This is a genomic window from Streptomyces sp. NPDC052064 (assembly GCF_055585925.1).
Genome location: NZ_JBVJJE010000012.1, coordinates 120,521 through 143,949, shown reverse-complemented (window position 1 = coordinate 143,949; position 23,429 = coordinate 120,521). Strand labels below are relative to the sequence as shown.

The following is a 23,429-nucleotide window of genomic DNA, read 5'->3' as shown; positions in this document are numbered from 1 at the left end:
GACCACTGTGACGCAGATCATCGCCCCCCGCGTCCGGACCATGGTGCTGCTGCTCCTGGCCGCGGCCTGCGCACTCCTCGCCGGCGCCGGTCCGGCCTCCGCGCACGCCGCGGTGACCGGCAGCGACCCCGCGCAGGGGGCGGTGGTCGACGAGGCCCCGGCCCGGATCTCGCTCACCTTCTCCGAGCAGGTCGCGATGTCCGACGACTCGCTGCGCGTCCTCGACCCCGAGGGCAAGCGCGTCGACGCGGGCAAGCCGTCCAACGTCAGCGGCACGACGTACGCCGTGCGGCTCCACTCCGGCCTGCCCGACGGCACCTACACGGTCGCCTACCAGGTGGTGTCCGCGGACAGCCACCCCGTCGCCGGTGCCTACACCTTCTCCATCGGTGCCCCGTCCAAGACCTCCGTGGCGGTCTCCGGGCAGACGGCCGACGACGGCGTGGTCGGCTGGCTGTACGGCTTCGGGCGGTACGTGTCCTACGCCGGGTTCATCGTGATGGCCGGCGGCGCCGCCTTCGTACTCGCCTGCTGGCCGCGCGGCTCCGGAGTGCGGCCCGTGCAGCGGTTCGTCGTCTCCGGGTGGCTCGCCCTCACCGCCGCGACCCTCGCCCTGCTGCTCCTGCGCGGCTCCTTCACCGGCTCCGGGAAGGTCGCCGACATCTTCGACCTGTCCCTGCTCGGGCAGGTGCTCCAGACCAAGACCGGCGCGGCCCTGGTGTCCCGGCTGCTGCTGCTCGCCGCGGCGGCGCTGTTCATCGCCGTGCTGTTCGGGGCCTATGCCCGCCCGTCCGCCCCCACCACCCTGAACGACGACGCTGCGCGCCGACAGCCCGATCCAGGCGAGGACGCCCAGGAGAAGCGGGACCTGGCCTTCGGACTCGCCATCGGCGGCGTCGTCGTGGCGGCCGGACTCGCCGCGAGCTGGGCGATGTCCGAGCACGCCTCGGTCGGACTCCAGGCCGGCATCGCCATGCCGGTCGACGTCGTCCATCTGCTCGCCGTCGCCGCGTGGCTCGGCGGGCTGGGCGCGCTGCTGGTCGCCCTGTACCGGGCACCCGCCGACTCGCCCGTCGACGCGTCGGCCGTACGCCGCTTCTCCCGCGTCGCCTTCGGCAGCGTCCTCGCGCTGATCGCGACCGGGACGTACCAGTCCTGGCGCCAGCTCGGCTCCTGGTCGGCCTTCACCGACACCCGCTACGGGCAGCTGCTCCTCGCCAAGATCGCCCTCGTGGCCGTCCTGGTCGGCGTCGCGTGGATCTCGCGCCGGTGGACGGGACGGCTGGCCGAGACGGTGACGGCATCGGCGGAGCGGGAGAAAGCGCGGGTCGGAGCAGGGGCTGAAGCCTCCGGTGACGCGGAGCCCGACATGACCGGCGATGACCAGGCCGGCACGGACACGGAGACCGACGGCGGCGAGCGGCCTGATGCCGAGCCCGCCGACACCGAGCGGGCCGCGCAGCTCGCCCGGCAGCGGGCCGCCCGGGACGCCGCCCGGCAGAAGCGGCTGCGGGACGCCGACCCCAACCGCTTCGGCCTGCGCCGCTCCGTGCTGGCCGAGGCCGGCATCGCGGTCGTCCTGCTCGCCGTCACCACCGTCCTCACTCAGACCGAGCCGGGACGCACGGAACAGGAGGCCAAGGCCGCCACCTCGTCCTCCGTGTCCACCTCGCCCGACACGGCCGCGTCCGGGGCGCTGACCCTGAACATGCCCTTCGACACCGGCGGCGAGAACGGCAAGGGCATCGTCACCCTCGACCTCGACCCCGCACGCGTCGGCGACAACGAGATGCACGTCTACGTCGAGCGGCCGGGCGGCCAGCCCTTCGACATCCCCGAGGTCAAGGTCGACCTCACCCTGAAAGCCAAGGACATCGGGCCGCTGCCCGTCGTCCCCGACCACATCGCAACCGGACACTGGTCGGCGAACGGAGTGCAGATCCCCATGGCCGGCGACTGGAAGGTCGACGTGACCGTGCGGACCTCCGACATCGACGAGGTGACCGTCTCCAAGAACGCGCAGATCGGCTGAACCACCATGGCTGACCAGTCCATTCCGGAAGCCCGCACCCCCGGCACCGCACCGGCGGAGATCGAAGCGCCCCGGGCCGACGAGGGCATCTCACGGCGACGCCTGCTCGGCACCGCCGGTGCCACCGGGCTCGTGCTCGGCACAGCGGGCGCGGCCGTCGGATACGCCGCCGCACCCTCCGAGGCCGCCGCTCCGCTCACCTCGCTCGGCACCGACCGGGCGATGTTTCACGGGAAACATCAGCCCGGCATCACCGACGGCCTCCAGGCCCGCGGCCACCTCGTCGCCTTCGACCTGGCGGCGGGCGCCGGGCGCCGGGAAGCAGCCGCCCTGCTGCGCCGCTGGTCGGAGACGACCCGACGGCTGATGGCGGGCGAGCCCAGCGACCATGACGACACCGACGTGGCCCGCGACGCCGGACCCTCGTCGCTGACGATCACCTTCGGCTTCGGCCACAGCTTCTTCGGCAGGACCGGCCTGGAGAAGCAGCGTCCGACCGCCCTGGACCCGCTGCCCGAGTTCTCCTCCGACCACCTCGACAAGAACCGCAGCAACGGCGACCTGTGGGTGCAGATCGGCGCCAACGACGCACTCGTGGCCTTCCACGCCCTGCGCGCGATCCAGAAGGACGTGGGCTCGGCGGCCCGGGTCCGCTGGCAGATGAACGGCTTCAACCGCTCGCCGGGCGCCACCGCCCACCCCATGACGGCCCGCAACCTGATGGGCCAGATCGACGGCACCCGCAATCCGAAGCCGTCCGACACCGACTTCGACCAGCGGATCTTCGTGCCGGAGAAGGGCGAACCGGCCTGGATGGCGAACGGTTCCTACGCCGTCGTACGCCGTATCCGCATGCTCCTCGACGACTGGGAGAAGCTCTCCGTCAAGGTGCAGGAGGACGTGATCGGCCGCCGCAAGTCCGACGGGGCGGCGCTGTCCGGTGGCACCGAGACGACCGCGATGGACCTGGAGAAGACGGACGCCCAGGGCAACCTGGTCGTCCCGATCAACGCCCACGCCCGGATCACGCGGCCCGACCAGAACGGCGGCGCGGCGATGCTCCGGCGCCCGTTCTCCTTCCACGACGGCATCGACCCGGACGGGGTCCCCGACGCGGGCCTGCTCTTCATCTGCTGGCAGGCCGATCCGCTGCGCGGCTTCGTGCCGGTGCAGCGCAAGCTCGACCGCGGCGACGCCCTGTCACAGTTCATCCGGCACGAGTCGAGCGGGCTGTTCGCGGTGCCGGGCGGGGCCGCGGAAGGCGAATACGTGGGGCAGAAGTTGCTGGAGGGGTGAAAGTCCATCTCTGAATGGGATTGCGGGGGATAGCGCTTCCGCGAGCCCATTAGGGTGAGGTCATGCCAGCGAGCTATGCGTATCTCGGCCCCGAGGGCACCTTCACCGAAGTCGCCCTGCGCACGCTTCCCGAGACCGCCACCCGGGAACTCATCCCGTACGTGTCCGTCCAGTCCGCGCTCGACGCGGTACGAGCCGGCGAGGCCGAGGCCGCGTTCGTGCCGATCGAGAACTCCGTCGAGGGCGGCATCACCACCACCCTCGACGAGCTGGTCGCCGGCGCGCCGCTGATGATCTACCGCGAGGTGCTGCTGTCGATCACCTTCGCGCTGCTGGTCCGCCCCGGCACCAAGCTGTCGGACATCAAGACGGTCTCCGCCCACCCGGCCGCCCAGCCGCAGGTGCGCAACTGGCTGAAGAAGCACCTCCCGGACGCCCACTGGGAGTCGGCCGCCTCGAACGCGGACGCCGCCCGGCTGGTCCAGGAGGGCCAGTACGACGCCGCCTTCGCCGGCGAGTTCGCGGCCGCCCGCTACGGCCTGGAAGCCCTGGAGACCGGGATCCACGACGCGGAGAACGCCCAGACACGGTTCGTACTGGTCGGCCGGCCCGCCCGGCCCGCGGCGCCGACCGGCGCGGACAAGACCTCCGTCGTGCTGTGGCAGCGCGACGACCACCCCGGCGGCCTGCGCGACCTGCTGGGCGAGTTCGCCACCCGCGGCATCAACCTGATGCTGCTCCAGTCCCGGCCCACCGGCGCGGGCATCGGCAACTACTGCTTCTGCGTCGATGCCGAGGGCCATATCTCCGACCGTCGGGTGGCCGAGGCCCTGATGGGCCTCAAGCGAATCTGCCTCCAGGTGCGCTACCTCGGCTCTTATCCGCGCGCGGACGTGAGGCCGGGGGATGTCCTGCCGCCAAGGATGGGTACGTCGGACGACGAGTTCGTGGCGGCGGCGGACTGGGTGGCGCGGTGCCAGGACGGCCGGTTCTAGAACCGGTTCCGGGCGGGCTTCAGGCTGGTCGTACCTGCTGATTATCGTTATCCACAGAAGTTATCCACAGGTCCGCTTCTCGACCTGGGGACAAGTCGACAACGAAGCGTGAGTCAGTCGACAAATCGCCCTACAGGCCCCTGATGTGTCCATCGACAGGCAGGTCACCCTTCGTCCACCGTTTTCCCTTGAGTAACCCTTTGGAGTGACTCATTTCCACTCGAAAGTGAGGGCAGGGGAGGTTTGCGTCGGGAATCCTTCGGTGTGACCGGGCCTTCCGGAGTGATCAATTCCGAAGTCCACAGATCTTCCACACAGCCTGTGGATAACTTTTCGGCGGGTGTGGATCCCTGTGGACAACCGGGCTCCAAGTCCCGTTCCCCACAAGGGATTCGAGTCAATGCCGCGCCTTGCGGATGCCTCGTTCCGGGGAGGGGCGGTCGGTTTATTGACACTCCGCTCAATTACCTCATAACGGTACGTAAGCCGCAGCCGGAATAGTGAGTCGTGGGCGGTCATCCCACACCGGTAGCCTTGAGCGCGTGATTGACCTTCGCCTGCTCCGTGAGGACCCCGACCGTGTGCGCGCGTCGCAGCGCGCCCGTGGAGAGGACGTCGCGCTCGTCGACTCCCTCCTGTCTGCCGACGAGCGGCGCAGGTCGTCCGGCGTCCGCTTCGACGAGCTGCGTGCCGAGCAGAAGGCGCTCGGCAAGCTCATCCCCAAGGCTTCCGGAGACGAGAAGGCCGAGCTGCTGAGTAAGGCGGGCCAGCTCGCCGCCGACGTCAAGGCCGCCGACGCGGACCGCGACGCGGCCGCCGCCGAGACCCAGGAACTGCTCCAGAGGCTCGGCAACCTCGTCCACCCGGACGTACCCGTGGGCGGCGAGGAGGACTTCGTCACGCTGGAGACGCACGGCACGATCCGCGATTTCACCGCCGAGGGCTTCGAGCCCAGGGACCACCTGGAGCTCGGCCAGATCCTCGGCGCGATCGACGTCGAGCGCGGCGCCAAGGTCTCCGGCTCACGCTTCTACTTCCTGACGGGCGTGGGCGCCCTGCTGGAGCTCGCCCTGGTGAACGCGGCGATGGCCCAGGCCACCGCGGCCGGCTTCACGCCGATGCTGACCCCGGCCCTGGTCCGCCCCCAGTCCATGGCGGGCACCGGTTTCCTCGGCCAGGCCGCCCAGGACGTCTACCACCTCGCCAACGACGACCTCTACCTGGTCGGCACGTCCGAGGTCCCGCTCGCGGCGTACCACATGGACGAGATCCTCGACGCCGAGAAGCTGCCGCTGCGCTACGCGGGCTTCTCGCCCTGCTTCCGCCGCGAGGCCGGCTCGCACGGCAAGGACACCCGGGGCATCTTCCGCGTACACCAGTTCGACAAGGTCGAGATGTTCTCCTACGTCGCTCCGGAGGACTCGCAGGCCGAGCACCAGCGGCTGCTGGAGTGGGAGAAGCAGTGGCTGACCTCGCTGGAGCTGCCGTATCGCGTCATCGACGTGGCGAGCGCCGACCTGGGCGCCTCGGCGTCCCGCAAGTTCGACTGCGAGGCGTGGATCCCGACCCAGGGCAAGTACCGCGAGCTGACGTCGACCTCGGACTGCACCGAGTTCCAGTCCCGCCGCCTGTCGATCCGCGTCCGTGAGGGCAAGCAGGTCCGCCCGCTGGCCACGCTCAACGGCACCCTGTGCGCCGTGCCGCGCACGATCGTGGCGATCCTGGAGAACCACCAGCGGGCCGACGGCTCGGTGCGGGTGCCCGAGGTACTGCGTCCGTACCTGGGCGGCCGGGAGGTCCTGGAGCCGGTGGCCAAGTGACCACCGCCGGTTTCCCGTACCAGCTGATCGCGACCGACCTCGACGGGACGCTGCTGCGTTCCGACGAGTCGGTGTCGTCCCGCACCCGTGACGCGCTCGCCGCGGCCACCGCGGCGGGCGCCGCGCACATCGTCGTCACCGGCCGCGCGGTCCCGTGGACCCGGCACATCCTCGACGACCTCGGCTACCAGGGACTGGCCGTCTGCGGCCAGGGTGCGCAGGTGTACGACGCCGGCGCCCACCGGCTGCTGACGTCGGTGACGCTGGACCGGCAACTGGCCGGGCTGGCGGTGGCCAAGATCGAGGCGGAGGTCGGCCCTCTGTATCTGGCGGCGAGCCGCGACGGCCTGGACGGCGAGGTGCTGGTGGGTCCCGGCTACGCGGTCCAGGGCACCCTGCCCGCGACCCCGTTCACGGACGCGTCGGACCTGTGGACCGCGCCCCTGAACAAGCTGTACATCCAGCACCCGACACTCTCGGACGACGAGCTGTGCGAGGTGGCCACCCGCACCGCCGGCGGTTTCGTCACCGTCGTCATGGCGGGCGAGGGCATCGTCGAACTCCTGCCCCTGGGCCTGTCCAAGGCGACCGGCCTGTCCCTGGCGGCCCGCCGGCTCAAGGTGAAGGCGGTCGGCACGATCGCCTTCGGCGACATGCCCAACGACATACCGATGTTCGCCTGGGCCTCCTACGGTGTCGCGATGGCCGACGCCCATGAGGAGTTGAAGGCGGTGGCCGACGAGGTGACGTCCTCGAACGAGGAGGACGGGATCGCGGTGGTCCTGGAGCGGTTGCTGGGCTGAACCTTCGGTTCTCGCGTTCGGCGGAGGATGCACGGATCGAACGTGCGCGGGCTTTCCAGGCCCGACCACGGCTCGCTCTCGATCGAACACAGCGCGAACCGGTGCCTTACCACTCGGCCAATCCTCCGGGTGGGCGGCCCACGCGAGTGCGATTCGCGTGCTCGAAGCGGCCGCCCCGGGCAGCTCCCCGTGTGGGGCGGGCTCTACGGAGGGGTAGCGATTACTCCTGAGCCCGCCGCGGGCTGCCCCGAAGGGAGCTGGACGTACTGCCGTGCATGGACATCGTCCGGCTCCTCTCCCAGAACGTGACGCCGGACTCCTCGCCCGGCGGGGTGAACACAACCACTCTGCCGGGTGGGCGAATTGGACGCCACCGAATAAATCGGCGTCCCCGCGGCGGTGTCAGCGCCTGCGCCACCTGCGCCTGCGGGCCTTGCTGAAGAACCAGCCCGCGGGCGGCTCGTCGGAGCGCCAGGGCTGCGGCTCCGGCTCCTCGCGGCGCCAGCGCTCGGCGAGCATCCGGGCGCGGGCGGACGGCTCGGAGGTCTCGGCGGAGCGTATGAAGTCCTCGTCCAGGACGACGCCGTCGAGGTCGTCCCGGGCGGCGTCCCCGGAGCCGGACGCGTTCCCGGCTCCGGACGCAGACTGCCCGTGGTCGTCGTACTGAGCCCTCTCGCTCGCCATCCCCGTCCCCTCCCAGCCGTCCAACTCCCGTGCGTTTTCCCTACTTCCGGTTTGCCCAGTGTGCCCTGACAGAGGTGAAGCCCCCGTCAAGGCCGGGGCACGTCACTCCTCGCCGGCGAGTGTCAGCGAGCGCAGCTTCTGACCGGCGTACCAGGTGGCCAGCACCGTGACGGCCACCAGCAGGACCGTCGCCGTGGTGAGGCCCACGTCCGAGGTCACCAGGTCCCCGCCGGACACCTTCTGGGCCACGGCCAGCGCCCACTGCTGGACGCTCAGCGTGCGGGCGCCCGGCACCAGGGAGCCGAACAGGGCCTCCCAGACCAGCGCGTAGACGAGCCCGAACACCACCGCGTGCCGGGAGACCGTGCCGAGCAGAAGGAACAGGGCCGCGTACGCGATGGAGGCGACCAGCGCGGCCACCGTGTAGGCGACGGCGATCTGCTGGCCGTTGCCGTTCAGGATGAAGCCCGCGATGAGCGTCGGCACCGCGGAGAACACCATCGTCACCGCGATCGCGACGATCAGTTTGGTGAAGATGATCGTCGGCCGCTTGATCGGCTTGGACAGCAGGTACACCACCGAGCCGTCGTCGATCTCCGGCCCGATCGCGCCGGTGCCGGCGATAACGCCGATGATCGGCACCATCGTGGCGAGCGCGAGCCCGCCCAGCAGGTCCGCCGCCGTCTGGTCGTCCGCCCCGGCGAGGAAGCGCACCACCACCGAGATGACGATGAGCAGCAGCGGCAGGGCTCCGAGGATGAGGGCCCGGCGCCGGCCGAGCAGGGCCCGGTAAGTGAGCCGGGCGACTGTGGGGTCGTACATCAGGGCCTCCTACGCCGCGACGAGGTACGAGAAGACGGACTCGAGGGACTCGTCGGACGGCGAGACCGTGTGCAGCCGGATGCCGTGGTCCCTGGCCACCCGCGGCAGCAGAGCCGTGAAGCGGCCGAAGTCGACGGCCTGGATGCGCAGCGCGCCCTCGGCGAGGTCGACCTCGATGCCGGACGTCGACGGGTCGGCGATCAGCGCGGCCGCGAGGGCGCGGTCGTCGCTGGAACGCACCAGGTAGCGGTGCGGCCGGTCGGTCATCAGGCGGCGGATCTTGCGGAAGTCACCGCTGGCGGCGTGCCGCCCGGCGACGACGACCTCGATGTGCCAGGCGAGTTGCTCGACCTCTTCGAGGATGTGGGACGAGAACAGCACCGTGCGGCCCTCGTCGCCCATGCGCCGCAGCAGGTCCATGAGCTGCATGCGCTGGCGCGGGTCCATGCCGTTGAAGGGCTCGTCCAGCAGGAGCAGGGACGGGTCGTGGACCAGGGCGGAGGCCATCTTCACGCGCTGGCGCATGCCCTTGGAGTACGTCTGGATCTTGCGGTCCTGCGCGTACTCCATCTCGACCGTGGCGAGCGCCTTCTGGGCCGCCTTGGCGCCCAGGCCGTGCAGTTCGGCGTTGGCGAGGACGAACTCCTGCCCGGTGAGGAAGTCGTACATCGCCTCCCGCTCGGGGACGACGCCGATGTGCTTGTAGATCTGCTCGTTGCGCCACACCGGCTGGCCGTCGAGGGTGACCGTGCCGGTGGAGGGTGCCAGGAAGCCGCCCATCATGTTGATGAGGGTGGACTTTCCGGCGCCGTTGGGGCCGAGCAGGCCGGTGACGCCAGGGCCGACGGTCATGGTGATGTCGTTGACGGCGACCACGTTGCCGAACCAGCGGGAGACGTGGTCGATGGAGAGCGTGGTCACAGTCCCACCTTCTTGTAGCGGCGCATCAGGAGGCCGTAGCTCGCCGCGATCAGGCCCAGGGCGAGGAGGACGTAGACGACGCCCTCCGCGTTGCTCGGGCCCACCCCGCCGGGGAAGGCGGAGGTCGCGCCCAGGAACGCGGACTGCACGCCGTCGATGAGCGTGATCGGCGAGAACAGCCCGATCCACGGCACGGCGTCGCTGCTGCCCTGTGCGTCGGCGATGGCCTGGAGGGTGGAGACCGCGCCGTAGGTGATGGTCAGCACGGCGATCACGGCCGCGATGCCGAAGCCGCGGCGCGGGGTGAAGGAGGCGATGACCAGGCCGATGCCGGCGAACAGCAGTGAGAGCAGTGCCACGGAGACCAGTCCTTGTGCGAATCCCTTGGTCTGGTCGGCGAAGTCGAGCTTGGCCAGCAGCGCACCCACGTAGAGCACGAGCAGGGGGCCGGCAGTGAGGATGAACAGCGCCGAGGCCAGCGCCGCGAACTTGGCGCGGACGTAGTCGGCGGTCTCGATCGGCCGCGAGAAGTACAGCGGCACGGTCTTGAAGCGCAGGTCGCGCGAGACGGACTGGGGCGCCTGCGAGGCGACGTACAGGCTGATGACCGCCTGCATGACGATCGCGTAGCGCGTGTAGTCCACGGGCAGGGCGTTGGCCTTGGTGGCGACCGCGACGGCGACCATGATGGCCGCGGGCACGCACATCACCACGAACAGCAGCATCGGCAGAACCTTGGACTTCACCGACCGGCCGAGGCCGTAGGAGCCGCGCAGCGACTGCGAGTACAGCGAGCGTCGGGCGTAGGCGCGGCCGAGGCGCGGGCCGTCGTAGCTGCGGTAACCGATGTTGTGGATGCGGGTCTGGTCACCCGGTGCCGGGGCGGATGTCCCCGTGGCGTGCTCAACCGCCATGGCCGACCGCCTCCTTCCGCTGCTCGTGCTGGTCACTGGCCGTGAAGACCTCGGAGATGTGGTGCCGGCGCTGCTCCATGCGAACCAGGCCGAGTCCGAGGTCCGCGATCACGTCCCGGACCAGGTCGTACGTCTCCTCGCCCTGCGCGGTGAGCAGCAGGACGTGGCCGGCGCCCGGCAGGCCGCTGCCGTCCTCGACGCTCACCCCGCGCGCGTGCAGCGCCTCACGCACCGCGCGGGTGCCGTCCGGGTGCTCGTCGGTGTCGGTGACCTCGATCGCGAGGGTCGTGGTGGTCTGCGTGAAGTCCGTGGTGGAGCTCGAGCGCAGGAGCTTGCCGCCGTCGATGACCACGACGTGGTCGCAGGTGCGCTCCAGCTCGCCCAGCAGGTGGGAGGTGACCAGGACCGAGATGCCGAAGTCGGTGTGGATGCGGCGGATCAGGCCGAGCATCTCGTCGCGGCCGACCGGGTCGAGGCCGTTGGTCGGCTCGTCCAGGAGGACCAGCTGCGGGTCGTGCACGAGGGCCTGCGCGAGCTTGACGCGCTGCTTCATGCCGGTCGAGTAGCCGCCGATGGGGCGGTAGCGCTCCTCGTACAGGCCGACGTGGCGCAGGGTGTCGGCCGTGCGCTCGCGCGCGGCGGTGGGCGGCAGGCCGGACATGCGCGCCATGTGGACGACGAACTCGGTGGCCGAGACGTCCGGCGGCAGGCAGTCGTGCTCGGGCATGTAGCCGACCCGCTCGCGGATGGCGGCGCCCTTGGTGGCGACATCCAGACCGAGCACTTCGGCGCGGCCCTCGGTGGCGGGGGACAGACCCAGCAGGATCTTGATCAGTGTGGACTTGCCGGCTCCGTTGGCTCCGACGAGTCCGGTCACACCGGGCCCGACGTCCACGGAGAGCCGGTCAAGCGCGGTCACCCTGGGGAACCGCTTGCTCAGGCTTTCGGTCGCGATCACAGTCACGCTTCGAAGGTAGGGGCCGCGCGCGTGGCGGTCGTCACTCCGCAGAGCTGTCTTCGGGTCAACCTGGAGTAGTACGGGCCCTTAGGGGACCTGGTTCTTGAGAGTTACCACGCCGGGACCACAACCCGGACCACGGCCGGAGCCAGGTCCGGGGCGCCCTATTGACGATGTCTCTAACAACTGCCAGATTCGCCGGATGACGTTGCTCACGGGCGCGCGGGAGCGCTGGGTGCGGACCGGCGAAGTCGAGCTGTGCGTGGCCGAGGTGGGTGATCCCCGGCGGCCGACGGTCGTCCTGGTGCACGGCTACCCCGACAGCAAAGAGGTGTGGTCCGCGGTCGCCGCGCGTCTCGCCGAGCACTTCCACGTGGTGGCGTACGACGTTCGCGGGCACGGCCGGTCGACGGCTCCGCGGCCGCTGCGGGGCGGGTTCACGCTGGAGAAGCTGACGGACGACTTCCTGGCCGTCGCGGACGCGGTCAGCCCGGACCGGCCGGTGCATCTGGTCGGGCACGACTGGGGCTCGGTGCAGGCCTGGGAGTTCACCACCGTCCGGCGCACCGAGGGCCGCATCGCCTCCTTCACGTCCCTGTCCGGGCCGTCCCTGGACCACTTCGGCCACTGGATCAACAACCGTGTGAAGCGGCCCACCCCGCGCCGGGTCGGCCAGCTCCTCGGGCAGGGCGCCAGGTCCTGGTACGTGTATCTGCTGCACACGCCCGTACTGCCCGAGCTGGCCTGGCGCGGCCCGCTCGGCAAGCGCTGGCCCCGGGTTCTGGAGCGCGTCGAGAAGGTGCCCCGGGGTGACTACCCGACCTCGTCCCTGCCGTCGGACGCGGCACACGGGGCCTGGCTGTACCGGGACAACGTACGCCCCCGGCTGCGCAGGCCACGCCCGGACGCGTACGCCCACGCGCCCGTGCAGATCGTGACGCCCCTGGAGGACCGGTTCCTGTCGGAGCGGCTCCACGACGGACTGGAGCAGTGGGTTCCGCAGCTGACCCGCAGGACCGTTCAGGCGGGGCACTGGATCCCACGCACCCGTCCGGATCAGCTGGCTTCGTGGATCGAGGAGTTCGTGACATCCGTGGAGAGCGGGCGGTCCCCGGTGGCGGCGGGCGGCAGGCACGCCGAGCGGTTCGGCGGGCAGCTCGTGCTGGTCACCGGGGCGGGCAGCGGCATCGGGCGGGCGACGGCGCTGACGTTCGCCGAGGCCGGCGCGCGCGTGGTGGCCGTCGACCGGAACGCGGAGGCGGCGGCCCGCACCGCCGAGTCGTGCCGCCTGGCGGGCGCGCCCGAGGCCTGGGCGGAGACGGTCGACGTCTCCGACGAGCAGGCCATGGAGAAGCTCGCCGAGAAGGCCACCACGCAGTACGGCGTGGTGGACGTCCTCGTGAACAACGCCGGGATCGGGCTGTCCGGTTCCTTCTTCGACACCACGCCGGAGGACTGGAAGAAGGTCCTCGACGTCAACCTGTGGGGCGTGATCCACGGCTGCCGGCTCTTCGGCCGGCGGATGACCGAGCGCGGGCAGGGCGGCCACATCGTGAACGTGGCGTCGGCGGCGGCGTACCAGCCGTCCAGGGCACTGCCCGCGTACAGCACCTCCAAGGCGGCCGTGCTGATGCTCAGCGAGTGCCTGCGTGCCGAACTCGCCGGGCAGGGGGTCGGTGTGACGGCGGTCTGCCCCGGCTTCGTCAACACCGCCATCACGTCCACGGCGCACTTCGCCGGGGTCGACGCCGGCGAGGAGAAGCGGCTCCAGCAGCGCGCCGCCCGTCTGTACGGGCTGCGGAACTACCCGCCGGAGAAGGTCGCCGCCGCGATCATGCGGGCGGTGGTGCGCAATGACGCCGTGGTCCCGGTCACGCCGGAGGCGCGGGGCGCGCGCTGGCTGTCGCGGTTCGCGCCGGGGGTACTGCGAGGGATCGCGCGGGTGAAGCCGCCGGTGTGAGGCAGGGGACGAGGCCCCAAGGTCCCTGCGGCGAGGGCCAGTTGTCCACAGAATAGCCAATTCCCCTGTGGATAACTGCACTTGGTTGTGGATCAAACATCCTGAGCAAAATTCGATCGCGTGATTCACATCTCTCCCGTCACGCTGGCGGGATGAACGAGAACAGGACAACCGACGGCGGGATGGACGAGAGACGAACCGTGAAGGTGTCGAAGTATCTCTCGAAGCACCTGCGCCATCAGCCGGAACGGATCGGGCTCACGCTCGACGAGGGCGGCTGGGTCGAGATCGATACCCTGATCGCCGCGGCCGCCGCACACGGCTGCCGATTCACCCGTTCCGAGCTGGACCACGTCGTCGCCACCAACGACAAGCGGCGTTTCGCCGTCGAGGGCACCCGGATCCGCGCCAGCCAGGGCCACAGCGTCGAGGTCGACCTCGGGCTGCCGACGGCGACTCCGCCCGCCTACCTCTACCACGGCACCGTCGCCCGCAACCTGGACGCGATCCGGGCCGAGGGGCTCAAGCCGATGAACCGGCACGCCGTGCATCTCTCACCCGACCGCGAGACGGCAACCCGCGTCGGCGCCCGCCGTGGCCGGCCGGTCGTGCTGACCGTGGACGCGGCCACCATGCACCACGACGGTCATGTCTTCCGTGTGAGCGCGAACGGCGTGTGGCTCACCCATGCCGTACCGCCCCGGTATCTGCGCTTTGCCGGGCCTCACTGACGTGCTGTGCAGGACGAGCCGCTCACGGTGACTGTTTCACGTGAAACACGGCCCACCCGCAGCACTCCCTTAGCCTCGGTGCCATGAGTCTGCGTCTGAGCACCGTGATCCTCCCCTACCGTCGCTGGCAGAAAGGCGGCCGTGCGGCCTGGACGCGTGCCGAGCAGCTCGGCTTCCACACCGCGTACACCTACGACCACCTGTCCTGGCGCAGCTTCCGGGACGGCCCCTGGTTCGGCGCCGTACCGACCCTCACCGCCGCCGCGGCCGTCACCGACCGGCTGCGGCTGGGCACCCTGGTGACCTCGCCGAACTTCCGGCACCCGGTGACCCTCGCCAAGGAGCTGATCTCCCTCGACGACATCTCCGGCGGGCGGGTCACTCTGGGTATCGGCGCGGGTGGCTCGGGCTTCGACGCCACCGCGCTCGGCCAGGAGCCGTGGACCCCGCGTGAGCGCGCCGATCGCTTCGCCGAGTTCGTCCCGCTGCTCGACCGGCTGCTCAGCGAGGACGCGGTGTCGTACGAGGGCGACTTCTACTCGGCCCACGAGGCACGGAACGTCCCCGGCTGTGTGCAGCGCCCCAGGCTGCCGTTCGCGGTCGCCGCGAACGGGCCGCGCGGGATGCGGCTCGCCGCCCGCTACGGGCAGGCGTGGGTGACCACCGGCGACCCCAAGCTGTACGAGAACGGCACTCCTGAACAGTCGATTCAGGCCATTCGCGGGCAGGCGGAGAAGCTCGCCGACACCTGTGCCGAGATCGGCCGGGACATGGCCGACCTCGACAGGGTCCTGCTCACCGGATTCACCCCGGACCGCGTCGGCCCGCTCCAGTCCCTGGACGCCTTCGTCGACTTCGCCGGCCGGCACATGGAACTGGGCTTCACGGAGATCGTGATCCACTGGCCCATCCCCGACTCGCCCTTCGCGGCGGACGAGAAGGCGTTCGAGCAGATCGCCATGGAGGCGCCGGCGCAGTTGCGCTGAGGCCCTCGGGCGGCTTCGGTGGAGTTTCACAGAGGCTTCAGGCAGCTCCGGTGCGGCCCCCTACGGGAGGCGTCCCGGGAAGGTCCTGGTGAGGGCGGTATCCACTCACCTGTGCGGACTACCGCACGCCCGTGCAGGCATATGCGGAACAATGGCCGGGTGACCTCAGCGACCCGACAGCCCGAGACCGCGGCCGAGACCCTCCCTCCGCGGCTGATCGCCACCGACCTCGACGGCACCCTGCTGCGCGACGACAAGTCGGTGTCCCCCCGCACGGTGGCCGCGCTGGCCGCCGCCGAAGAGGCGGGCATCGAGGTCTTCTTCGTCACCGGCCGCCCAGCCCGCTGGATGGACGTCGTCAGCGACCACGTCCACGGCCACGGCCTGGCGATCTGTGGCAACGGCGCCGCCGTGGTCGACCTGCACGGCAGCCCCGGCTCCCACCGGTTCGTGAAGGTACGGGAGCTGGAGCGGGCGAACGCGCTGGACGCCGTACGAGCGCTGCGTGATGCGGCTCCGGGCACGGTGTACGCGGTGGAGCAGACGTACGGCTTCTACCAGGAGCCGGCCTACCCGAAGCTGCACATGGAGATCCCCGACAGCCTTGCCCCGGCGGAGGAGCTGCTGTCACCGGACCATCGTGCGGCCGCAGAGCCGGTGCTGAAGATCCTGGCCTACCACCCCGAGATGGATCCCGATGCCTTCCTGACCCTGGCACGGCTCGCCATCGGTGACCGTGCCAACGTGACCCGCTCCAGCCCCAGTGCCCTGCTGGAGATCAGCGGCCCCGGGGTGTCCAAGGCCAGCACGCTCGCCCTGTGCTGCGCCGAGCGCGGCATCTCGCACGAGCAGGTCGTCGCCTTCGGCGACATGCCGAACGACGTCGAGATGCTGACCTGGGCGGGCCGGTCCTACGCGATGGGCAACGCCCACCCGGACGTGGTCGCCGCGGCCTCGGGACAGACGGTCGCGAACAACGAGGACGGGGTGGCGGTCGTGATCGAGCAGCTGCTCACGGAACTGCCGTAGCTGCCGCGACTGCGGCCTGCGGCTCGGCTCCGGCTCTCGCCGAGGTCAGAGCGACACCCCTCGCGCCGCCAGCCATGACACCGGATTCACGGACGAGCCCATCTCCGGCGTGACCCTGGTCTCGAAATGCAGGTGCGGTCCGGTGGAGTTGCCCGTGCTGCCCGACTGGCCGATCCACTGGCCGGGGCTGACGTGCTCCCCCTGGTCGACCGCGACGGACGCGAGATGGGCGTACTGCGTGTAGTAGCCGCCCGCGTGACTGAGCACGATCTCGATGCCGAAGGGACCTCCACAGGACACCTTCACCACCCGGCCCGCGCCCACGGCCCGCACCGGCGTGCCGATCGGCACCGCGAAGTCCTGCCCGGTGTGCCGACTCGCCCACCGCGCACCGCCGCTGCCGTAGGACGCGGACAGCTCGTACGTCTCCACGGGCGCGACCCACGCTCTCGTGGAGCCCGTCTCCGGCTGTTCGAGCCGAATGGCCCCACGGCACGCCCCGGCGGCGACCGAGGCGTCCGCCTGCCCCTGGAGCCGCGATCGGGCCGTTTCGAGCTTCTGCTCGATGTCCGCCTTCAGAGCGGCGAGTTCGGTGTTCTGCTTCTCCAGCACCTGCCACTGAGCCGCGGCCTTGGCCTCGTCCGCGACGAGCCGTGCCTCGGCCCTGCGGCTCCTGGAGATCGCGTTGTTCACGGCGAGATTCGTTTGGGAAAAGGCATGGTGACCTCGCATCAGTTCGTCAGGGCCGTCGGCGAGGATCAGCTGCGCGGCCACCGGCAGCCCACCGCTGGAGCGGTACTGGGCACGGGCGATCCTGCCCAGGTCCTCGTGCAGGGCCGCGATGCGCCGCCGCTGACCGTCCAGGAGTTTCTCGGCCCGCTGCGCTCTGGCCCGTTGCTTCTCGGCCTCCTCGCGCCCCGCCTCGTACTGCCGCGTCGCCACCGCGGCCTCCTCGTACAGCCGCGCCACCTCGGCGCTGAGGCCCGAGTCCCCGCCGGTGCCGCTCCCGGGTTCCTTGTGCGCCGCCGTCGGCCGGGCCGCGAGGACCGCCAGCGCGCACAGCAGAACGGGAACGACCAGGCGATGGCGGCGATATGAGCACATGTCAGTGATCGTCGCCCAGTCCGGTCGGCCCGGCCCTGTTCACGTCGTACGGCTGGGGGACCGGATGCCCCGAACGGCTCAGTGCGGCGCCGGTCGTGCCCCCGCTAAGGCGCGGCCACCAGCGACTCCGCCGCCGCCTCCCGCTCCGCCATCTCCCGCAACGGCCCGTCCACGGCCACCAGCTCCGCGTACGCCCCGCGCTGCACGACACGCCCCTGGCGCAGCACGACCACCTCGTCCACCGCCTCCAGACCGGCCAGCCGGTGCGTGATCAGCAGCGTCGTACGACCCTCTGTGGCGGCCAGCAGGTCGGCGGTGAGCGCGTCCGCGGTCGGCAGGTCCAGGTGTTCGGCGGGCTCGTCGAGCACCAGGACGGGGAAGTCGGCGAGGAGTGCCCGGGCCAGCGCCAACCGCTGCCGCTGCCCTCCCGACAGCCGCGCCCCGTGCTCGCCGACCAGCGTGTCCAGCCCGTCGGGCAGGCCGTCGGCCCAGTCCAGCAGCCGGGCCCGGCCGAGGGCGGCACGCAGTTCGTCCTCGGTGGCGTTCTTCTTGGCGAGGAGCAGATTCTCGCGCAGCGAGCTGTCGAAGAGATGCGCGTCCTGTGCGCACAGCCCGACGAGCTTCCGTACGTCGTCCCCGTGCAGAGCGTAGGCGTCCACGCCCGCCAGCGTGTATGAACCCGCGTCCGCGTCGAGGAAGCGCAGCAGCACCTGCGCCAGCGTCGTCTTCCCGGATCCGGAGGGCCCGACCACGGCGATCCGGCGGCCCTCCTCGAGGGTCAGGTCCAGCCCGGTGAGCGCGTCACGGTCCTGTCCCGCGTGCCGCGCGGCCAGCCCCTTGACGGCGACCGGGAACGGCGACGCGGGCGCCTGCCGGGGCTGCTCGGGCTCCCCCACGGGCTCCGGGGCGTCCAGCACCTCGTACACCCGCTCGGCGCTCCGGCGCACCCGCTGCCGGTACTGCACGGCGAGCGGCAGCCCGAGCACGGCCTCGAAGGCGGCCAGCGGGGTGAGGACGACGACGGCCATGGTCACGCCGTCCAGCCGCCCGGCCGCGACCGCCTGCGCGCCGACCAGGGCGGCGGCCGTGACGGTCAGGCCGGAGATCAGCGCGGTGAGTCCGTCGCCGAGTGCCGTGGCGGTGGCGGCGCGCGAGGCGATCCGGGTGAGTGCCCCGTCGGCCTCGCGTGCCTGGGCGGTCCGCGCGGGGAGGGCACCGGCGACGGTCAGCTCCGCGGTTCCGGTGAGCAGATCGGCCACCCGCGTCGCGAGCACCCCGCGGGCGGGCGCCAGCCGGTGCTCGGCCCGCCGTGCGACGGCACCCGTGACGAGTGGCACGCCCGCTCCCGCCGCCAGCAGCCCGGCCGCGAGCACGGCCCCGGCCTCGGGCAGCAGCCACGCCGTGAAGCCGACGGACGCGGCCGACACGACGACGGCCGCCCCGGCCGGCAGCAGCCACCGCAGCCAGTAGTCCTGCAACGCGTCGACGTCAGCGACCAGCCGGGACAGCAGGTCTCCCCGGCGGGTCCGGCGCAGCCCGGCGGGCGCCAGCCGCTCCAGCCTGCGGAACACCGCGACCCTGGTGTCCGCCAGCATCCGCAGCACGGCATCGTGCGAGACCAGCCGCTCGGCGTACCGGAACACGGCCCGCCCGATCCCGAAGGCCCGCGTCGCCGTCACGGCCACCATCAGATACAGCACGGGCGGCTGCTGCGAGGCCCGCGAGATCAGCCACCCGGACGTGGCCATGAGCCCTACGGCACTCCCGAGCGCGAGACTCCCGAGCAGCAGGGCGAGTCCCAGCCGCCCGCGCCGGTCACCGGACATGGCGCGGACGCGCGCGAGGACACCGACCGAAGCGGTCCGGCCGCCAGGCTCGGTCGGAGAGGCCGCGGCGGGCAACTCGACCTCAGTGGAAACCGTTCCGGGATTCGGGACCACGGCGGACGCGACAGGCACCGTGGTGGACGCGACAGGCACCGGGGCGATCTTGGGCTCCGTCAGCCGCACCACCCGGTCCGCCACTCCCAGCAGCGCCGGCCGGTGCACCACCAACAGCACCGTCCGCCCGGCCGCCAGCCGCCGTACCGCCGTCACGACCTCGGCCTCGGTGGCCCCGTCCAGCGCGGCCGTCGGCTCGTCGAGCAGCAGCACGGGCCGGTCCGCGAGAAACGCCCGGGCCAGCGCGAGCCGCTGCCGCTGCCCGGCGGACAGCCCGGCCCCGTCCTCGCCGAGCACGGTGTCCGCACCCTCGGGCAGCGCGTCCACGAACTCCAGAGCCTCGGCATCCCGCAGCGCCCGCCGTACCGCGTCGTCGTCGGCATCGGGCCGCGCCAGCCGTACGTTCTCGGCGATCGTCCCGGCGTACAGATGCGGCCGCTGCGGCACCCACGCGATCCGGGACCGCCACTGCTCCAGGTCCACGTCGGCGAGGTCGACTCCCCCGACCCGCACCTGCCCCTCGGCCGGTGGCACGAACCCGAGCAGGACGTGCAGCAGCGTCGACTTGCCGGCACCGCTCGGCCCGACCAGCGCGACCGTCTCCCCGGGCTCGACGGTGAAGGACACGTCCGAGACGGCGTCCGCCGACCGCCCCGGGTAGCGGACCGTCACTCCTTCGACAGCCAGCGCACCCGAGGGCACGGCACCGGAACCGGACGCCGGAACGGGCGTCTCCAAAACCTCGAAGATCTCCTCGGCCGCGGCGAGCCCCTCCGCCGCCGCGTGGTACTGCGCCCCGACCTGCCGCAACGGCAGATAAGCCTCCGGCGCCAGGATCAGAATGACCAGACCGATGTACAGGTCCATCTCGCCGTGCACCAGCCGCATGCCGATCGTCACGGCGACCAGCGCCACCGAGATCGTCGCGAGCAGCTCCAGCGCGAAGGAGGAGATGAAGGCGATCCGCAGCGTCCGCATGGTTGCCTGCCGGTACTCGCCGGTGATCCGCCGGATCGACTCGGCCTGCGCCTTGGCCCGCCCGAAGACCTTCAGCGTCGGCAGCCCCGCGACGACGTCCAGGAAGTGACCGGACAGCCGCGACAGCAGCCGCCACTGACGGTCCATCCGGGACTGGGTGGCCCAGCCGATCAGCACCATGAAGACCGGAATGAGCGGCAGGGTGCCCACGATGATGGCCGCGGAGACCCAGTCCTCGGTGACGATCCGCGCCAGCACCGCCACCGGCACGACCACCGCGAGACCCAACTGGGGCAGATACCGCGCGAAGTAATCGTCGAGGGCGTCGGCACCCCGGGTGGCCAGGGCGACCAGCGAACCGGTCCGCTGCCCGCTCAGCCATCCCGGCCCCAGCTGAGCGGAACGCTCCAGCAACCGCCCCCGCAGCTCGGACTTCACCGCCGCGCTCGCCCGGTGCGCGGCGAGCTCGGTGAGCCAGCCGACCAGCGCCCGGCCGACCGCGACGGCGGCCAACAGCAGCAGGGGGGTGCCGAGTTCGGACACCGCCATGCGGTGCTGGAACGCGCCGACCACCACCTCGGCGATGAGCATCGCCTGGGCGATGGCCAGCACCGCCCCGACGGCGCCCAGGGCAATGACCGCCACGAGGAAGACCCGGGTGGCACGGGCGTACCGGAGCAGACGCGGATCGATTGGTTTCACGTGAAACACACCTCAGTGCACGGTCTCGGCGATGTGCTGCGTACCGATCCGCTTACGGAACACCCAGTACGTCCAGCCCTGGTAGAGCAGGACGACTGGCGTGGCGATCCCGGCACACCAAGTCATGATCTTCAGTGTGTACGGGCTGGACGAGGCGTTGGTGACCGTCAGGCTCCAGTCCGGGTTCAGCGTCGACGGCATGACGTTCGGGAACAGCGTCAGGAAGAGCATCGCCACCGTGGCCACGATGGTGAGCCCCGACAGGGCGAACGCCCAGCCCTCACGCCCCGCCCGCGCCGCGACCAGCGCCACGACGAGCGACGCCACGGCCGCGACCAGCGCGACGAGCGACGCCCCGTCACCCCGGTCGGACTGCGTCCACAGCAGGAAGGCGAGGGCCAGCAAGGCGGTCACCAGCCCCACCCGCAGCGCCAGCTTCCGCGCCCGCTCCCGGATCTCCCCGACCGTCTTGAGCCCGACGAACACCGTCCCGTGGAAGGTGAACAGCGCCAGCGTGACGAGACCGCCCAGCAGTGCATACGGGTTGAGCAGCTCCAGGACGCCACCGACGTAGTTGAAGTCCCGGTCGATCTTCACGCCCCGCACGATGTTGCCGAAGGCCACACCCCACAGGAACGCCGGGAGCAGCGAGGTCCAGAAGATCGCCGTCTCCCAGTTGCGCTGCCAGTTCTCCTCGGGCCGCTTGGCGCGGTACTCGAAGGCCACACCCCGGACGATGAGGCAAACCAGGATGAGCAACAACGGCAGGTAGAAGCCGGAGAAGAGCGTGGCGTACCACTCGGGGAAGGCGGCGAAGGTGGCACCGCCCGCCGAGAGCAGCCAGACCTCGTTGCCGTCCCAGACGGGTCCGATGGTGTTGATCAGCACCCGCTTCTCGGGCCGGTTGCGGGCGAGCAGCTTCGTGAGCACACCGACCCCGAAGTCGAAGCCCTCCAGGAAGAAGTAGCCGGTCCACAGGACGGCGATCAGGACGAACCAGACGTCGTGCAGTTCCATGACTGTGCAGCTCCCTCGGCCTAGTACGAGAAGGCCATCGGCTTGTCGGCGTCACGGGAGTCGCCGCCGATCTTCGTGGGCGGGTTGAGGTCGGCCTCGGTGAGCTCCGGCGGGCCCGCCTTGACGTACTTGACCAGCAGCTTGACCTCGACGACGGCGAGGATGGCGTAGAGCGTGGTGAAGACGGCCATCGAGGTGATGACCTCGGCCTGGGAGACACCGGGGGAGACCGCGTGACGGGTCTGGAGCACGCCGTAGACGACCCACGGCTGGCGGCCCATCTCGGTGAAGATCCAGCCCCAGGAGCTGGCGATCAGCGGGAAGCCCAGAGTGAGGATCGCGATGCGCCAGTACCACTTGGTGAGGGTCGGACCGAGGGCCTTCTTCGGCAGGAGTACGAGATGCGGCACCTCGTCCTCGCCCACCCGCAGATGCTGCGGCAGCAGGAACTTCTTGCGGGTCAGCCACAGCCCGGCCATGCCGATGGCGAACGACGTCATGCCGAAGCCGATCATCCAGCGGAAGCCCCAGTAGGCGACGGGAATGTTGGGCCGGTAGTCGCCGGGCCCGTACTTCTCCTGCTCGGCCTTGTTGACGTCGTTGATGCCGGGCACGTACGAGGTGAAGTCGTCCTTGGCTAGGAAGGACAGCAGGCCGGGGATCTCGATGGCGACCTTGTTGTGCCCCTTGTCGACGTCGCCGATGGCGAAGACCGAGAAGGGCGCCGGCTTCTCTCCGTCCCACAGCGCCTCGGCCGCGGCCATCTTCATCGGCTGCTGCTGGTACATGATCTTGCCGAGGACGTCGCCGCTGACCGCGGTGAGCAGACCGCCGATGACGACAGTGACGAGGCCCAGCCGCAGCGAGGTCTTCATCACGGGGACGTGCCTCTTGCGGACCAGGTGGAAGGCGGCGATGCCGACCATGAAGGCGCCACCGGTCAGGAAGGCCGCGGTGAGCGTGTGGAAGACCTGGGCGAGCGCGGTGTTCTGGGTCAGCACCAGCCAGAAGTCGGTGAGCTCGGCCCGCCCCTTGGCCTCGTTGATCCGGTAGCCGACCGGGTGCTGCATCCAGGAGTTGGCCGCGAGGATGAAGTACGCCGACAGGATCGTGCCGATCGAGACCATCCATATGCAGGCCAGATGGATCTTCTTGGGCAGCTTGTCCCAGCCGAAGATCCACAGGCCGATGAAGGTGGACTCGAAGAAGAAGGCGATCAGCGCCTCGAAGGCGAGCGGCGCGCCGAACACGTCACCGACGAAGCGCGAGTAGTCGGACCAGTTCATGCCGAACTGGAACTCCTGCACGATGCCGGTGACCACACCCATCGCGATGTTGATCAGGAAGAGCTTGCCCCAGAACTTCGTCGCCTGGAGGTACTTCTCCTTCTCCGTCCGCACCCACGCGGTCTGCAACCCGGCCGTCAGGGCAGCCAGCGAGATCGTCAGGGGGACGAACAGAAAGTGGTAGACGGTGGTGATGCCGAACTGCCATCGCGCCAGGGTCTCCGGCGCCAAAGCCAGGTCCACGTCGCCGCTCCTTACATACGCTTGTGAAAGCGTTCACATTCACAAGCCATTATGCAGCACGGACTTTCGAGCCGTTGAGGGGGCCCCCGGTCGCGGTCAACCCCATGGCGCGATCTTCAACATACTGTTGAATCTGCAGGCCACCTCACTGCGGCCTGGTGTACTTCGGCACAGGAGTGCCTGTTTCACGTGAAACAGGCACCCAGCA

At 70.6% G+C, this 23,429-nt stretch carries 18 protein-coding genes and 1 tRNA gene; 9 read left to right on the top strand and 10 right to left on the bottom strand.

Annotation, left to right across the window (positions count from 1 at the left end; translation table 11 throughout):
- Window positions 1-7 precede the first annotated feature (7 nt).
- From ACZ6TU_RS29860 to ACZ6TU_RS29840, 5 genes are all read left to right on the top strand, one after another.
- Window positions 8-2,032, top strand: a complete 2,025-nt coding sequence (locus ACZ6TU_RS29860; protein ID WP_469552118.1) for a copper resistance CopC/CopD family protein — start codon at window positions 8-10, stop codon at window positions 2,030-2,032.
- A 6-nt stretch (window positions 2,033-2,038) separates the two neighbouring features.
- A complete protein-coding gene (gene efeB, locus ACZ6TU_RS29855) occupies window positions 2,039-3,328 on the top strand; it encodes an iron uptake transporter deferrochelatase/peroxidase subunit (RefSeq protein WP_467678003.1) in 1,290 nt (429 codons plus the stop codon).
- A gap of 62 nt (window positions 3,329-3,390) precedes the next feature.
- On the top strand, window positions 3,391-4,323 hold the full coding sequence (pheA, locus tag ACZ6TU_RS29850) for a prephenate dehydratase (protein WP_467678005.1): 933 nt from the start codon (window positions 3,391-3,393) through the stop codon (window positions 4,321-4,323).
- A 542-nt stretch (window positions 4,324-4,865) separates the two neighbouring features.
- A complete protein-coding gene (serS, locus tag ACZ6TU_RS29845; protein ID WP_469552116.1) occupies window positions 4,866-6,143 on the top strand; it encodes a serine--tRNA ligase in 1,278 nt (425 codons plus the stop codon).
- On the top strand, window positions 6,140-6,946 hold the full coding sequence (locus ACZ6TU_RS29840; protein ID WP_467678009.1) for an HAD family hydrolase: 807 nt from the start codon (window positions 6,140-6,142) through the stop codon (window positions 6,944-6,946). Before serS ends, ACZ6TU_RS29840 begins: the two co-directional genes overlap by 4 nt.
- Window positions 6,947-6,967: 21 nt before the next feature.
- Here the strand turns inward: ACZ6TU_RS29840 and ACZ6TU_RS29835 are convergent.
- The 6 genes from ACZ6TU_RS29835 to ACZ6TU_RS29810 form a co-directional block, all read right to left on the bottom strand.
- Window positions 6,968-7,073 (bottom strand) — tRNA-OTHER (locus tag ACZ6TU_RS29835).
- A gap of 275 nt (window positions 7,074-7,348) precedes the next feature.
- The gene (locus ACZ6TU_RS29830; RefSeq protein WP_467678011.1) at window positions 7,349-7,630 is read right to left on the bottom strand and encodes an SGM_3592 family protein; all 282 of its coding nucleotides are present in this window, start codon (window positions 7,628-7,630) and stop codon (window positions 7,349-7,351) included.
- Between the two features lie 102 nt (window positions 7,631-7,732).
- On the bottom strand, window positions 7,733-8,452 hold the full coding sequence (locus tag ACZ6TU_RS29825) for an ABC transporter permease subunit (RefSeq protein WP_467367253.1): 720 nt from the start codon (window positions 8,450-8,452) through the stop codon (window positions 7,733-7,735).
- Window positions 8,453-8,461: 9 nt separating this feature from the next.
- Window positions 8,462-9,373 carry an ABC transporter ATP-binding protein gene (locus ACZ6TU_RS29820; RefSeq protein ID WP_467678013.1) on the bottom strand — a complete coding sequence of 304 codons (912 nt, stop codon included), beginning with the start codon at window positions 9,371-9,373 and terminating at the stop codon, window positions 8,462-8,464.
- Window positions 9,370-10,287, bottom strand: a complete 918-nt coding sequence (locus ACZ6TU_RS29815; RefSeq protein WP_467678015.1) for an ABC transporter permease — start codon at window positions 10,285-10,287, stop codon at window positions 9,370-9,372. Before ACZ6TU_RS29815 ends, ACZ6TU_RS29820 begins: the two co-directional genes overlap by 4 nt.
- Window positions 10,277-11,245 (bottom strand): ABC transporter ATP-binding protein, encoded by a 969-nt coding sequence (locus tag ACZ6TU_RS29810; protein ID WP_467678224.1) that lies wholly within the window; start codon window positions 11,243-11,245, stop codon window positions 10,277-10,279. Before ACZ6TU_RS29810 ends, ACZ6TU_RS29815 begins: the two co-directional genes overlap by 11 nt.
- A 202-nt stretch (window positions 11,246-11,447) precedes the next feature.
- Here ACZ6TU_RS29810 and ACZ6TU_RS29805 point away from each other — a divergent pair, with 202 nt between their 5' ends.
- The 4 genes from ACZ6TU_RS29805 to ACZ6TU_RS29790 all read left to right on the top strand — a co-directional run bounded on the left by ACZ6TU_RS29805 (window position 11,448) and on the right by ACZ6TU_RS29790 (window position 15,951).
- Window positions 11,448-13,205, top strand: a complete 1,758-nt coding sequence (locus ACZ6TU_RS29805) for an SDR family oxidoreductase (protein ID WP_467678016.1) — start codon at window positions 11,448-11,450, stop codon at window positions 13,203-13,205.
- Window positions 13,206-13,387: 182 nt separating this feature from the next.
- Entirely contained in the window at window positions 13,388-13,936 is a 549-nt protein-coding gene (locus tag ACZ6TU_RS29800) for an RNA 2'-phosphotransferase (protein ID WP_469552243.1), read from the top strand.
- Between the two features lie 83 nt (window positions 13,937-14,019).
- Window positions 14,020-14,922 carry an LLM class flavin-dependent oxidoreductase gene (locus tag ACZ6TU_RS29795; RefSeq protein WP_467678018.1) on the top strand — a complete coding sequence of 301 codons (903 nt, stop codon included), beginning with the start codon at window positions 14,020-14,022 and terminating at the stop codon, window positions 14,920-14,922.
- A 141-nt stretch (window positions 14,923-15,063) separates the two neighbouring features.
- The gene (locus ACZ6TU_RS29790; RefSeq protein ID WP_469552111.1) at window positions 15,064-15,951 is read left to right on the top strand and encodes an HAD-IIB family hydrolase; all 888 of its coding nucleotides are present in this window, start codon (window positions 15,064-15,066) and stop codon (window positions 15,949-15,951) included.
- 45 nt (window positions 15,952-15,996) lie between these two features.
- On the opposite strand, the gene ACZ6TU_RS29785 is transcribed toward ACZ6TU_RS29790, so the two are convergent.
- The 4 genes from ACZ6TU_RS29785 to ACZ6TU_RS29770 all read right to left on the bottom strand — a co-directional run bounded on the left by ACZ6TU_RS29785 (window position 15,997) and on the right by ACZ6TU_RS29770 (window position 23,221).
- Window positions 15,997-17,055, bottom strand: a complete 1,059-nt coding sequence (locus ACZ6TU_RS29785; RefSeq protein ID WP_469552109.1) for a M23 family metallopeptidase — start codon at window positions 17,053-17,055, stop codon at window positions 15,997-15,999.
- Between the two features lie 104 nt (window positions 17,056-17,159).
- The gene (cydD, locus tag ACZ6TU_RS29780; RefSeq protein ID WP_467678024.1) at window positions 17,160-20,675 is read right to left on the bottom strand and encodes a thiol reductant ABC exporter subunit CydD; all 3,516 of its coding nucleotides are present in this window, start codon (window positions 20,673-20,675) and stop codon (window positions 17,160-17,162) included.
- 12 nt (window positions 20,676-20,687) lie between these two features.
- Entirely contained in the window at window positions 20,688-21,692 is a 1,005-nt protein-coding gene (cydB, locus tag ACZ6TU_RS29775) for a cytochrome d ubiquinol oxidase subunit II (protein WP_467678026.1), read from the bottom strand.
- Window positions 21,693-21,712: 20 nt separating this feature from the next.
- Window positions 21,713-23,221 carry a cytochrome ubiquinol oxidase subunit I gene (locus ACZ6TU_RS29770; RefSeq protein WP_467678028.1) on the bottom strand — a complete coding sequence of 503 codons (1,509 nt, stop codon included), beginning with the start codon at window positions 23,219-23,221 and terminating at the stop codon, window positions 21,713-21,715.
- Window positions 23,222-23,429: the final 208 nt, after the last annotated feature.